The sequence below is a fragment of the Neorhodopirellula pilleata genome (genome assembly GCF_007859915.1).
GTDB lineage: Bacteria > Planctomycetota > Planctomycetia > Pirellulales > Pirellulaceae > Rhodopirellula > Rhodopirellula pilleata.
Window position 1 is genome coordinate 345,339 of record NZ_SJPM01000006.1, and the last position, 13,574, is coordinate 358,912.

At 55.7% G+C, this 13,574-nt stretch carries 13 protein-coding genes; 4 read left to right on the plus strand and 9 right to left on the minus strand.

The window, feature by feature from the left end; genetic code table 11:
• Positions 1–164: 164 nt before the first annotated feature.
• From Pla100_RS16195 to Pla100_RS16220, 6 genes are all read right to left on the minus strand, one after another.
• Entirely contained in the window at positions 165–1,919 is a 1,755-nt protein-coding gene (locus tag Pla100_RS16195; protein WP_146578723.1) for a TIGR03545 family protein, read from the minus strand.
• On the minus strand, positions 1,916–2,866 hold the full coding sequence (locus Pla100_RS16200; protein WP_146578724.1) for a TIGR03546 family protein: 951 nt from the start codon (positions 2,864–2,866) through the stop codon (positions 1,916–1,918). Before Pla100_RS16200 ends, Pla100_RS16195 begins: the two co-directional genes overlap by 4 nt.
• 460 nt (positions 2,867–3,326) lie before the next feature.
• Positions 3,327–4,433 carry a hypothetical protein gene (locus tag Pla100_RS16205; protein ID WP_146578725.1) on the minus strand — a complete coding sequence of 369 codons (1,107 nt, stop codon included), beginning with the start codon at positions 4,431–4,433 and terminating at the stop codon, positions 3,327–3,329.
• On the minus strand, positions 4,430–5,527 hold the full coding sequence (locus tag Pla100_RS16210; protein WP_146578726.1) for an MlaD family protein: 1,098 nt from the start codon (positions 5,525–5,527) through the stop codon (positions 4,430–4,432). Before Pla100_RS16210 ends, Pla100_RS16205 begins: the two co-directional genes overlap by 4 nt.
• A complete protein-coding gene (locus tag Pla100_RS16215) occupies positions 5,520–6,239 on the minus strand; it encodes an ATP-binding cassette domain-containing protein (RefSeq protein ID WP_146578727.1) in 720 nt (239 codons plus the stop codon). The genes Pla100_RS16210 and Pla100_RS16215 overlap by 8 nt, the downstream gene beginning before the upstream one ends.
• Positions 6,240–6,247: 8 nt before the next feature.
• Positions 6,248–7,120 carry an ABC transporter permease gene (locus Pla100_RS16220; protein WP_146578728.1) on the minus strand — a complete coding sequence of 291 codons (873 nt, stop codon included), beginning with the start codon at positions 7,118–7,120 and terminating at the stop codon, positions 6,248–6,250.
• A gap of 430 nt (positions 7,121–7,550) precedes the next feature.
• On the opposite strand from Pla100_RS16220, the gene Pla100_RS16225 reads away from it, so the two are divergent.
• Positions 7,551–8,777, plus strand: coding sequence for an HD-GYP domain-containing protein (locus Pla100_RS16225; RefSeq protein WP_146578729.1), 1,227 nt, complete (start codon positions 7,551–7,553; stop codon positions 8,775–8,777).
• Here the strand turns inward: Pla100_RS16225 and Pla100_RS16230 are convergent.
• Positions 8,732–9,913, minus strand: a complete 1,182-nt coding sequence (locus Pla100_RS16230) for a S49 family peptidase (protein WP_231603126.1) — start codon at positions 9,911–9,913, stop codon at positions 8,732–8,734. The two genes, Pla100_RS16225 and Pla100_RS16230, sit on opposite strands and share 46 nt — an antisense overlap.
• 155 nt (positions 9,914–10,068) lie before the next feature.
• Here Pla100_RS16230 and Pla100_RS16235 point away from each other — a divergent pair, with 155 nt between their 5' ends.
• Positions 10,069–10,467 (plus strand): nucleotide pyrophosphohydrolase, encoded by a 399-nt coding sequence (locus Pla100_RS16235; RefSeq protein WP_146578731.1) that lies wholly within the window; start codon positions 10,069–10,071, stop codon positions 10,465–10,467.
• Here the strand turns inward: Pla100_RS16235 and Pla100_RS16240 are convergent.
• Complete coding sequence (locus Pla100_RS16240; RefSeq protein WP_146578732.1) at positions 10,403–11,683, minus strand: O-antigen ligase family protein; 1,281 nt, start codon at positions 11,681–11,683, stop codon at positions 10,403–10,405. The genes Pla100_RS16235 and Pla100_RS16240 overlap by 65 nt on opposite strands.
• Before the next feature lie 84 nt (positions 11,684–11,767).
• On the opposite strand from Pla100_RS16240, the gene Pla100_RS16245 reads away from it, so the two are divergent.
• Both Pla100_RS16245 and Pla100_RS16250 read left to right on the plus strand, forming a co-directional pair.
• The gene (locus Pla100_RS16245; protein WP_146578733.1) at positions 11,768–12,043 is read left to right on the plus strand and encodes a CPXCG motif-containing cysteine-rich protein; all 276 of its coding nucleotides are present in this window, start codon (positions 11,768–11,770) and stop codon (positions 12,041–12,043) included.
• 2 nt (positions 12,044–12,045) lie between these two features.
• Entirely contained in the window at positions 12,046–12,831 is a 786-nt protein-coding gene (locus Pla100_RS16250) for a 2-phosphosulfolactate phosphatase (RefSeq protein ID WP_146578734.1), read from the plus strand.
• 253 nt (positions 12,832–13,084) lie between these two features.
• On the opposite strand, the gene Pla100_RS16255 is transcribed toward Pla100_RS16250, so the two are convergent.
• On the minus strand, positions 13,085–13,573 hold the full coding sequence (locus Pla100_RS16255; protein ID WP_146578735.1) for a hypothetical protein: 489 nt from the start codon (positions 13,571–13,573) through the stop codon (positions 13,085–13,087).
• Between the last annotated feature and the right edge of the window lies 1 nt (position 13,574).

The following is a 13,574-nucleotide window of genomic DNA, read 5'->3' on the forward strand; positions in this document are numbered from 1 at the left end:
TTTCAAACGCTCGTCATTCACTTAGTCAGTAATCATCGAGTCGGGTGTTATTTGAATGTCTTGGATACCAGCCCGAGACGCAACAGCGGGTTGATTTAGTCGCTCAGGTTTCCTTTAAAATATGCGGTTGTGTTCCGCTGACAGACAAATCAGTGGCCTGTGACCTACCGCAGGCTTTTTCCGAATGAGGTTCGAAGCTTACCAAGATAGCTGTCGGCATCGCCGACTTCAGCGAGTACCTTTTGGCTCATCTCTTCGATCGATTGATCCGCTTTGGCGAGTAAGCCTTGGGCTTCGGTTTGTTGCTTGGACATAAACTCTCGAAGTTCAAGAAGCTGTTCACGATGAGTTTGCTCGACCTTCGCGGCCAGCTTGGCCTTGCTGACTTCGAGTTGTTTGGCGATTGCTCCGCTTGCCGCTTCGTTGAAAACACGTCCCAAGTTCGTGTTCAGTTGCAAGTCCATATCTCGCCAATCGCCAGCGAAGGCGGCGTCAACTTCGATCGTGTCGACACCGGCGAGGGATTGGTTCATCGTCATCACGAGCGCGGAGTTGCCCGCTTTACCGGCGATATCCAATCGCATGTTCACGCCGATCTGCTTACTGACCAAACGGCCTTGGACTTTTTCGCCCCGGCTGTCCAATTGCACCCACACTTCGCGCTGTCCGCCTGAGATTGCGACGGCCGCTTTGTCTCGGTCACCCAATCGCATGGAGTCGGCTTTCATTTGCGGCCAGTGCAACGTCAATCGATCGAGCGATTCTCCGTCACGGCGGTCACGCGAATAGTCGACTTGAACGGTCTCGGGTCCTTCAAGCAGTAACCGGGCACGGGTCGGATTGTCAAGCAACTCCGGTTGCGGTGTCATGTTTTCGACGACTCCGGTCAAGGTGTAGCTCTTTCCACTGGCGCGCATCAGGCCAGATACTTCGCATTCCCGGATCAGCATTTCCGGACGTCGGTTACGACCGAGGAAGTCATAATCTTCACCACGAATGCGTTCCACGTCCGGAGCGACGACGGTGTAATTAGCCAGCGTACGGCCGTTGTCGAGGTAGCTGCGAAGTTGTGCGAGTGACCGGCGGACTTCCGCCGTAATCAGGTCCACCCCGAAGTTTTTGGATTCAGCAAGATCGCCGGGAACATACTCATCCACCTTAGCCAAGTCGGCTTGTCGAGCTTGATCGAGCCGCTGCAAATCAGCTCGCATTTGGTCGGGCAATTGTTCCATCGCCTGGCGAACGACGATTAAGTCTTCACGTGCTTGGCGGGCTTCGGCTAGGGTACGTTCGAGTTGTGGCCAATCTCGCAATGGATTGTCGATGCCTTTGGCGGTGTCACGAATTTTTCGGACTCGGTCTTCTAAATCGCGTGCTCGTTGGACCAGTGTTTCGTATTCGGCTTTCCATTTGCGACGGATATCGTCACCGACCTGAACGGTCTCGAGGTTCTTTCCGATCGCTTCGGCGCGGTCGCTAAGTCCGTCGGCCGCATCGGCCAACAACTTGTCGATCATCGAATCGCCGGTCGATGTTTCGGATTCGTCGATCACGTCCTCATAGTGGCCCGATTCGGTTCGGCTGGTACCGATTTGCAACCCTGAGATCCGACCTTGGCTGATCACCCAGCGGCGACGCAACAGTGCGTCTCCGTCGATCACCAAATCGATCGAGTCGGCGACAAACGCATCGCGAAACTCTTTGCCATCACGCGGATCGGCGATCCGTATGTCGGAATAGTGAATTCGCGGCGGAAACAAATCGACGCGAGCTTTGCCGATTTCGGCCTTCGCGCCGGTGGAAGATTCCAAGCCGGCAATCGTGATGAAGCCGGCCATCGGGCCGAGGCCCCATCGCAGAAGCATCAAGACAGCGGCCAAGACAATCAACCGAGTTAAGATAAATCGCCAACGAATCATGCCGCATCCTTGTCTTTGGAACTACGCAATTGTCGAAGCAAATAGGACAAAGCTTCGTCGATTTTCTGTTGATCATCGACAGTCGAGTTGACCGCCGCGACCTGGTTTTGAGTTGGTTTTAATTGAACGGTCTCGATACTTCTCGCTTCGCCGTGTTTTGGATCCACGACAATCGCGACTCGGGTAGCCCGTGCCGGTGAGGTCGGCGCAGGCGAGTTTGGAGCGGGCGGCGATACCGGTTCACGGGGATCGATTCGTCGAACATCGTAGACACGACCGGATGTCGCCACGATCGGAGCATCGTTCGTGACCGATGCTTGTTTTATTGCCGACTCTGATCCCAGCAATGTTTCCGCCGAATCATTCTTAGTTGATACCGATCGAGTCGCTCCGCGAGCGGGCTTCAACGTCGAATGCGGTTGATCGACACGAGTCGTTTCCGTCACGGTAGAGCCTGAAAGTTCTTCCGGTTGCTCAAGTTGCAGATCATCGTCTAGCGTCAAGACGCTTTCCAATGAGAGCGACCATCGACGGAACACTGGGTATGTCAACATCACGATCGGTAATACCGCTGCCAGCCCGATCAGGAAACTCCCCATCACGACGGTGTTATTCAGATCCGTCCATGGCATCAGTGGCAATTGCCACGCTTTGATCATCGCTTCAGCGACTCGGGGTTGTTCAAAGAACCACTGTCCGACGGCGTGAAACTGAGGATCCAGTTTTGGTGCGACGAAGGTCAATCCGATTCCAACGAGCGCCACCATCGCGTGATTAACTTGGAGCGTCAGGATGACCAACACTAACGCAACCGTCAGCAGGTTTCCGTGCGGAATCAATCCCAACAAAACGCCCAAGGCCAGACCCCAGGCAAGCTGAGACGGATAGCGTCGACCCGCAATCGCTTTGCGGACGGTGCTGATCAGCTTGAGAATGAATAAGAACATGGAGCCGCTCCGTGGTGGACAGGACGTCCGTGCGGTGAATCAAGGCAGGATGGTCGTGATGCGAGGTCCCGCCCGTCGAGCGAAAACCTAAGTGCATCATCGGAATCATCGGCATTCTGTGGACGTAGATTGAATACAATCCGCAAAATCGTTACCGCTAGGCCAAACTACCACGTGGAACGCGAGTACGTGAAACAAGCGATCGGTAACACTCATCGGTGATCATCGCCTTGGGTGCTATTGAAACGTCATGGATACATGCCCGACGCGCATCGGCGTGTTGATTTAGTGAGCCGATGGCGCTAGCGGCGTGTTGATTTAATCGTAACCCGAAGCGTGAGCGAGGGATTGAGCGCCATTAAGTCCTTTGTAGGTATCCCTCGCTCACGCTTCGGGTTTCGATGAGGACTAAATCAACAGCCCGCTAGCGCCATCGGCTCACAAAAACTGACGAACGCACTCAATCAACACGCCGGCATGCAAGTGGTTGTTCGATCAATGATTCGTTGTTTAGCGAATCATCGAGCGAGAGGTCGCCGCCGACAACTTGCTGAATCTCGTCGGCAAGTAGCGACAAACGGATACTCGTCGCATCACAACCGGCTCGATTGACTAGCTCGCTTGCGTGATTGAGATGTTTCCAAGCGCGATCCATGTCGCCTCGACCGAACCAAATCCTTGCAACTCGCGACAGACGATCGGCCGCGAGTTGATACTGGCCCGCTTCGCTGTACGCGGCGGCGGCCAATTCCAACGCGCCGGAGATCACGCGATAATTTTTTGCCAATCGCGAATGCTTGGCTTCCTTGTCAAAATGCCAGGCCGCTTGGAGATACTCTTCTTTTGCTAGGTGGATCATTGCGGCGACATTCTGCAATTCCGCCTGCAGGTCTTCGCTGCAAACTTCCTTCGCGATCTCACACGCTTTGGCGTAGTGGCAAAGTGCCGTGGGGATGTCGCCTAGTTCAGCAGCGACGCGGGCTTTGGCTAAGTGGACCTGAGCCCGGAAGTCATCTTCGCACTCGGCGATCTCGTCTTTCTTACGAAACTTGTCTCCGACACAGGGGATCTGATAGACGCATCGATCGTCGCAAGCATCGTTGCCGTTGCAGCAGCAGCCTGAATCGTCCGAATCGCAAGGTGGCGGTGAGCAAGCCGCCCGATCGATCATTGAGAGAGCTTCGGTCCAATGACCAGCTTCTTGGGCGATCTTGGCCTGCAACAACCATGTGTAGGCAACTGACGAATTCGCTCGTGTCAATTCGGCGCGGGCATCAATGAGCCAATCCTGAGCCCGTTCGTCGTCACCGATGGTGATTAAACACGCGGCTAAGTTGTAAGCGTTCGTTCCGGCTTCGTAGGGATCATCCATCAACCAAGCCCGATGGATGGCATCACGATACTCTGCGATCGCGGCGTCGACGTCGCCTTCGGCGTAAGCAATTCGGCCGGCTTCGGAAGAGCGAGCGAGCGTGCTATCGAGTTTCGGCGGATCCGGCGAGCCGCTTTGACATCCCAAGCAGGACACGACCACGAATAGCAGGATCAAATTTGAAATGCGAATCACCGGACGGATCCTCCGCGAATCGCCGAGGGTGACACTTGAGGTGTTGCCGATGGTTGGCGACTGTAACGACGCAACAACCAGTGATCACGAATTTCGCCGACCAGGTTTTGTGTGTCGTCGACGGTATCGTTGATATCCCCAACCGTGCCCGGCAAATCGTTCGCTTCACCCTTGACGATTCGCACGACTTCGCGTGCTTCGACGGCGAGTTTTTCAAACTGTTCGGCCGCTTTCTGTAGCTGAGCCAGTGTCTCACTGATTTCGGTCGACGCCTTCTCCGACGTTTGATTCACGCTGTCCGCTGCGTCGCTGACGTCGTCGGTGGAATCACGAACTTTCACCAGCGTGTCCCGCATGTCCTCGTCGATGATCCGCTCGATCTTTTCGGAAAGTTGATTCACGCGTTCATCCAGATTTTGCGTCGTCATCTGCAGCTTGGAGAGCGTTAACAAAGCTTCCGGCCGGATTTCATCGTTGGTTTGTTTGAACGCATCGGCCGCAACTTGGGTGCTCTGCATCGCGGGAGCGACGGATTCATCGAAGGCCAACTCGATACGTTCGGATGCCGATTGGATCGACTCCATCGTCGGGTCGGATTTCTCTTGGACCAACCGAACCGATCGGCTGATCGATTCGACTTCTCGGGCGGTCGAATCGATTCGATCGTCTTCACCTTGGAAGTTTCGCAATTGCGATCCCGACGGAAGCGGGTAGGCCTCGTCGTCTCCCGATCCCCGCCGGATGATTAAGACGGGCGTGCCGAATCCGAACTTACGTTCGATCTTGACGATCGCATTGTTGAGAATCTTGACTTTCTTCTTGGGGTCCATCTTCAAATCGATTCGGATGGCATCACTTCCATCAACGTACCGAATGTCGTCGACTTCACCGACGCGTTCGCCGAGGATCATGACCTCGGCGTTCTTTTGCAGATTGTCGACATCTTCTTGAGTGACTTCCAACCAGTAACGATCCGACTCGCGAAAATAGCCTCCTGATAAAATCAGCAACAGCGAAAGCACGAACAACAATAAGATCAACAGAAAGGCACCAACAATCTGGTTGGTGTACCTTAAACGATACGGCTCATTCATCGCACGGGTCTCCGTTGACGTAAGACCATTGTCGACCTTGAACTTGAATGAGTACGTCGGGATCGAGCGTTTCGATCGGGGTATTCGTCATCCATAGCACGCACCCGCCCTCGCGACGTATTTCGTCGATCGCTTCGATCAGTTTCGGTAGCATCCGGGTTGAGACGAGCTGCATCGGACGTTCTAAAATCAACAGAGTCGGTCGATGAATCAAAGCACGAATCCATTGATAAATTTGCAACAAAGCGGGTTCGACGAACGCAGGGCGTTCACGTGATACATCTGCGATGTCGAATCGTTTGATCCAATCACGCATACGCGAACGGGTTTCTCCAGAACTCGCTCCATGGTGGCGACTGGCTAGCGTAACGTTCTCCATCATGTTGGCGTTTTGGATCCATGCGGGACCGTCAAACACACGTCCGATCCGACTTCGCATTTGAAAGTGCCTCGAATAATCAACGTCAGCCCAGGTTTGTTCGTTGAAGAGAACTTGGCCGCTTGTTGGCGGAACGAGCCCTTGAATCATTGAGGCGAACTCTCGAGTCCGATGCGAACGCTCGTGCTGGATAAAGATCAAACGTCCCGCCTCGGCGGTCAACTGAACTTCATGAACCGGCAAGCCGTGCGATGCCTTGCCACGTAGCGTTACCCGCTGCAGTCTGAGGACACACTGGGATTGCTGGGAATTGGATGTTTGGGTCAGATTCATCGCCGCACTCACCGGATGTCAAAGATGAGGAAACGATTGTAAATCAAAATCGACAGAACCGCGGAAACCGCGAACACGGCCGTTAACGCGCGGATACCGCTTCGCGCGGCCACGCGTGGCACGTCGGTCGAACTACCGCGAATGCTCAAACCGTCGATACAGCAAATCGCACCGGCGAACGCTCCCGCCACGATCGTTTTGGGAACGAAGAACAGGAGATCTTGGGCATCAAATTGCCGCAACACGTCGCTGGAAAAATCTCCTGCCGAGAAGCGGATCGTGCCCATCGACCAGCCGATCAAGTAGCCGGTCATCAACATGGAAGTTGCGACAATGATTGCCAAACAAAACACGCTGATGATCATGCTCAAGATGCGAGGCATCACCAAACAGGTCATCGGATCGATGCCTTGCGCGTCGAGGACTTCAATCTCACCGTGAACGTACATCAGCGAGAGTTCGGTGGAGATCGCAATCCCGCTTCGCCCGATGACGACCAAGCACGCCAGCAAAGGCGCGAGTTCGCGAATGATCGCTCGCCAAATCAACGGAACAATCCCTTCCGCGTCGGCGCCCATCGAATCGGACCACATCGCCGCTTGCGCGATGACCAAGACTCCACCGGCGGCGCCAAATCGCAACGCCACCGGCACCGCGTCAACCGCCGTGAATAGGAGCTGCCGAGCAAAGATCGTGCGCACCGGCGATGTCCAAGACGAGCGGCGCAGCGACAATCCGGCCGTCGCCCACAAGATCGCGAGAATGGAAACGAGGGTGTTGCACCGCGCCAAGAACTCTTTTCCCAAGAACTCCATCACTCGCCAAGGAAACACCCAGACGGCCGAACGCAAACGAATCGGGATTCGACGAGCTTCGGCCACGAGCGAGGATCCTTTCGCGAAAGTAATTGGATGGTCGGCGGCAATGTCCCCATGGAAATCGCCTCATCCGTTCGGATCGGCACAACCCGATCGACCCTGATAACGATTCTCACCGAATCGCCACTTATGGGGTCTCGGCATTCTTCCAATCCGGACGATCGTCAGAGTTTGCCAGTTGGTCGGCCTCCGAGTGTCTCGTCGTGCCGACTTTCCGTCGTCGACCCGGTAAGCGTTTTCGTTCGTCCGACTATTCGCTGTATTCGCTACAAAACCCCGTTCGAAAGCAGGTTGATCCACCCAAAACCCGGAAGTTGGACGAATCGGGGCGGCGTGCGACGTAGCTTTCCAGTGGACGGTTGTTGGCGGCTTGCATTGAGCGACCGCGTCGTCATCCGGTCCGACTTCCTTTCGTCCTTGGACTCCTTTGACCATGTCGCTCGGCCCAGAAGAATCGTTGCTTTCGGACATCGAATCGCTTGCCAATTCGCTCGGCGAGAAGTTCGAAGAAATCCGATTGATTCACGACCTCACATCGAAACTACAACTCGAAGATGACCCGACGGATACCTGTCAAGAGTTGTTGGAACAGCTCGATGTGTGCGTGCACTGTCGCACCCTGGTAATCCAACTCGATCCTGACGAAGACGACTTGTTCGGTGGTGGCGTCCAGGGCATCGGACAATCCATCAGTTTGGACGAACTCGAAGCGGTCATTGCGGCGTGCTGGAACCACCACGACGAAAGTGATTTCGCGGTCGATCACGATCGAGCCAACCAAGACGTCTTGATTGTGAATCATGGCACAGCACCGGAACTCATTGGTCGGCACGTCGCGTTGTTGCCGATCGCCCGTGGTGAGATCCATTTGGGACGACTGATCGCCATCCGTGATCATGGTCATGGTGAGTTCGGAACGGTCGAAGTCGATCTGATGCGATCGGTGTTGATGGTGTTGTCGTTGCATTTGATGAATCAACGGCAGTTCCATGAAATGCAATCGATGCTCGAGGGCACCGTGCGGTCGCTCGCGTCGGCGTTGGATGCCAAGGACACTTACACCCACGGCCACAGTTCTCGAGTCGCGGATCTCGCGGTACAACTCGCGATTCGCATGGGACTTGATCATCGCACCGCCGACTCACTGCAATTGGCGGGTATCTTGCATGACATCGGCAAGATCGGGATCGACGATTCGGTCCTGAAGAAACCAGGACGATTGACCGACGAAGAATTCGACCAGATCAAACAACACCCGGTACTCGGTTACGAGATTCTCAAAGACATCCGACCCTTTCGACACATCCTGCCTGCGGTACGACACCATCACGAATCGTGGGACGGAAAGGGGTATCCCGACGGACTCGCAGGAGAAGAGATTCCCCGCGATGCCCAAATCCTCGCCGTCGCCGACGCGTTCGATGCAATGATCAGCGATCGACCCTATCGAAAGGGCATGCCGCTGGCCAAAGTTCAGGAAATTTTTCGAAACGGACGAGGTCAACAGTGGGCTGCCGACGTAGTGGATGTCTTACTTGCTAGCGACGATTTGATGCTCGCCTACGCGAATCAACAAAGCGACGCGATTCCTAATCCGATCGGCTTGAACCGAGCTCACCCGCCGGCGGTGACAAATTTGGGTTCGGGTTGCCATAGGTAGAGGAACGTCGGCATCATTGATCGGTCTAAACCAGGAATACTGACCGGTAGCAGAGAGCTCATCGGCATGTTCGGCGTGATGTCGAATTCACTCATCGCTCGGTCATTGCTGCGACGCAACAACACGACCGGTGAATCAACGGGCAATGAAGCCAACCGTCCGGCGATGTCAATGGCGTCGTCAAGGTAACCATTGGAATCCACCAAACCGTGGGCAAGTGCTTGGCTTCCCGTCCAAACTCGACCGTCAAAGATCTCGTGGGGAGCGTCTTCTTCCTCGTCTGCAGTATTCTCATCTTCGTCTTTGAAACGCAGTTCATCCGCCGCGATCAAATCGGCTTGCGCCCGCATCGCGTCGGCGGGCAACTTCGAACCACGTGATCTTCTGACTTGTTCAATAAACCGTTCATGAAATTGATCTGCCATCGCCTGCAGGATGTCTCGTTCGTCGTCATCCATCGTCCGTTCCGGTGATCCCAAGTCGATCTTATCTCCGGCCTTAACCGGAACCGAAACGATGTTTTGTTGGGCAAGCGTGTCTTCCATGTTGTAACTGTTCAGGATCACGCCGATCCCGCCGACCACGGAAGTCGGGTGAGCGACGATGTGGTCGGCGTGGGTGGCGATGTAATAACCACCCCCGCAACCGGTCGTCATCAAGCACGCGACCACCGGAATGTCACGGCATTGTTTCAAGCGAGCGACGTCGTTGGCGATCATGTCCGACGCCGTGACACCGCCGCCGGGTGTGTTGATCCGAAGTACGACCGCGCTGATCGATCCGTCGCATTCGATTTGCCGCATTTTTTCGCGGAACAGCGCGACGGGATTCTCGCCCATCGAATTCAGTCCGCTGAACGTGCGATTGACGAGCAATCCGTCGACGTCGACGATCGCGATCCGGCCTCCGGCGTGTCGATTTCCATCGATCACCACGGCGCGAATCGGCGTGGCCGTGTTGTCACTGCGGGTCGTCGTGGCGACTTCACCGGTCATCCGGATATCGCCGTCGACACCCATTTTGCCGCCCAGGTCCATTTTGCCGCCCACAAGCGCCTTGATCGGGTGTTGGCATCCGACCAACGTCAACGTGATCACGCAAAACGCCATCGCCAAACCGCTTAGTAAAGCAGACATGAAACGTAAGCGAATCATTCGGGGGTTGCCAATCATGGCGAATCCGTTCTCTTGAAGCCGTCGGTGGCGTGAAGCATCCTATCGCTGTGGATCGACGCACCCCGCCATGGTGGACCAACCAAAAGCCAACGCCTCTTCAATCCCAATCAATCAACATGACCGATCCAGCCATCTCATCCGACGCGCCACTGCCACGCCGTGATGAGGACGACCGAACGACCATCAATGAACTCAAAGCCGTTGTTGCCCGATTTGTTGACGAGCGGAATTGGCATGAATTTCACAACCCCAAGAACTTGGTCATGTCGCTCGCCATCGAAACGGCCGAACTGATGGAACACTTTCAATGGCGAACGCCCGACGAATCGCTCGTCATCATGGACGACCCCGAACAGGCTCACGCGGTGGGCGAAGAAGTCGCCGATTGTTTGGCGTACTTGCTCGCGATCGCATCAAAGCTCGACATCGACTTGTCGACCACGTTGCGAGCTAAGATGGTGCGTAACGCGGTGAAGTATCCGGTGCCGCCAAAGTCGGAGCCAACAGAGCCGTGATCCACAATAACGTGATGATCGTCGGGAACGATTCTAAAATCGTGTCCTCCACCAACCCGGAGATCAGCACGAACGCCATCACTCCGCGGATCCAATCGTGACGGGAAGTCGCCCCAAAGATCAACGACCAAACCAACAAAACGACGATCAGAACCGCGGCCAACACGCCCGCCGAAAAGAACACATGTAAGACCAGGTTGTGAGTTCCGGTAGCACGTTTGCTCATCACCGTCGCGGCGCTATCGAGCCCCCATCCGGTTAGTGGTCGCTGGGCGATCAGCCCGATGGCTTCGCCCCAAATCGTCGTTCGCCCGGTTAGCGAGGTCAGTTCTTCGACGTCACCGCTCTTGGTCACCACGCCGACGGCGGATTTGGAAAACGGTCCTTCGCCGGTAATCAACGCGATGACCAAGATCAACGCGGACACTCCGGCAAGCGACGCCACCACCACCGCCAGACCGCCACGACCATAGAGCCGATCGATCAACATCACGCCCCCCGCCGCGATGCCGGCCAGGATCGCCGTACGGCTGAACGTGGCCAAACACGTCGCGGCGACGAGCACGACCACACCCATCAATACCAACCGCCACCAAGGCTGCTGCACGCCGATCGATCTTCCCAATAACAACGCCACCCCCATCAATCCACCCGCCACGGCGGTCTTGGCGATGTGGTTGGGGTGCCCGGTGCCGCCCATTCGAGTCACCGAGTCGGTCGCACTGGTGTACTCGGTAAATCGACCTTGCTCTGGGATCAAAACGAAAACGCCCCACGTCAAGAGAAGGTACAACGCGGTGCCGCCGACCAAACAGGCCACCACTCGTCGGCAACCGATCGTGGCCATCGCAGTGAGTAAAAAGAGCAGATACCCGAAATAGATCAGGCTCGAAGCGATGCTGATCGTTCGCACCTCCGGCGTCGCCACGAAACTCGTCAAAAAGAACACGACTCCGAGGGCCACTAACGCGGCACCGGGTACCGTGTTGATCAAGCGACGGGTCCGGGGACTGAACAACAATCCGAGCGCGCCCACCAGCGTCGCGACGGCGGCCACACCGAGTTTGGCAAGCGTCAGTAGGCTGGTCGAACTGGTGGCACGTTCGTAGTCGGTCCCGGCGGCAAAATCGAGCGGGTTGACGAAAGCGGCACTAACCAATACCAACCCGATCACCCAAGGGAGCAGTGTTCCAGGTTGTTCCTCTTGTCCCGTCATGAAAACAGGTCTCTATTACGGGTCGATGATCGGGCAGAGGCGTCGGGCATTGCCCCATTGTAATTCATTCGGAACAAAAATCAGATGACTTGGGACGACATTGATTTTGACGACGATTTCGAAGAGACCGATTCGCCCGATGATGACGAAAGCCCGTCCCATTCGGACGTCGATCCGGAAGCAAGCTACTTATGCGACCACTGCGGCGAAGAAATCGTCATCCCGATCGATTTGGCCGCCGGACAAGAGCAAACTTACGTGGAAGATTGCCCGGTATGTTGTTGTCCGAGCGTTATTCATGTCTGGGTCGATGAAGACCGCATCGACGTACGAGCCGAACCCGAACAGGACCATTACTGAAGATGAATGTTGAAGTCTGGTTGTCACCGGCCGCCGTGTCCCCCGCCGAACGTGATCACGCCCACGTCGCCGTCGTTATCGATGTGTTGAGAGCGACGACCGTGGCAACGACCGCGTTATCGGCCGGCGCGAAATCGATCCAAACCTGCCGAACGGTCGAGGAGGCATTGCAAATCAAACAAGCCGCACAGGGGCAACCCCCGTTGCTATGCGGCGAACGGGAATGCCGACCGATCGATGGCTTCGATTTCGGGAATTCGCCGAGCGAGTATTCACCCGCCGGAGTGGGCGACCGCGATCTGGTCATGACAACGACCAACGGCACCCGAGCGATCGACGAGGCGTCCGATTGCGACGTGATGATGTTGGCCTGTTTTGCCAACGTCAGCGCCGTCGCCCAACGCATCATCGCAGACATGCCCGACGACGGTTTGTTGCGATTGGTGTGCGCTGGAACCAACGGAGCGGTGACCGCCGAAGACGTCTTGATGGCGGGCGCGCTGTTGGCAGTATGTCACAAGAAACTCAGCGACACGACGCGGTTCTATGACGGGCCGCTGAACCTCATCAACGACTCCGGCGGGATCGCGTTGGCCGCGTGGCAACACTGCATCTCGCACGACAAAGTCGTCGACGCCGAAAGCTTGGCAGTGCGGTTGTCATTAACCCAAGGCGGCAAGAACTTGATCGCCGCCGGCTATGAAGGCGATCTGGTGGACTGCGGAAGCATCGACGTCTTCGACACTGTCCCCACGCGACGCGACGGCAATCGATTCGTCGCGGGGTGATGAACTGCTTCGACAAAAATCATCTATCCAAGCATTTAGCATCGCGTGAACAGCACGTAGTCAATGAAGCCTGTCCTCATTAGCCGAAGGGCGTTAGCCCCGGTTGCCAATCGGTTCACCGGGGCTAACGGTTTATTGATTGAATCTTATTGGCATTGTGAAGCGTCATGGGCTGTTGATTTAATTAGCCATACCGCTTTAGCGGCGGTTCCCCCGACCGCCAACCGGGGCTAACGCCCGTCGGCTGATCAGCTTAAGGTGCGTCGCGTCCTTTTCGATCTTGAATTTCGCCAGCGTATAGAATAACTGCTTCTAGGTCTTCCTCGTTATTGACGCACTTCCAGTCACCTCCGACCGACCAAATGGGACGATCAATGAAAATAGGCCAACCTTCTCGAAGTACTCGAGTGCAGTTCGCTTTAATCTGATTTCTCGCCTTCGCACCATTGTAACCTGACGCAGTGACCACAACATGAACGTGGTTGCTTCGCGGGTTGACCTTCCACAGTTTCCAACCGCGAAATTCGCAGAACCGATGAATCTCAACGTCGACTGCAGCACGCTGGTTTTCGTCAAGCAACAAAACATCGTGGTTGAGTCGATCGCGATGCCACTGCTCCAAAAATGGTTGTGGAGTTCGAACGCCTTCGTTACGCGATCGCCACCAACGGGCGTCTCCCTGCAGGAACGTACCGTACACGGTGAAGGTGATGAAGTACGCGAGTGGCTCGTCAAGGTTCATA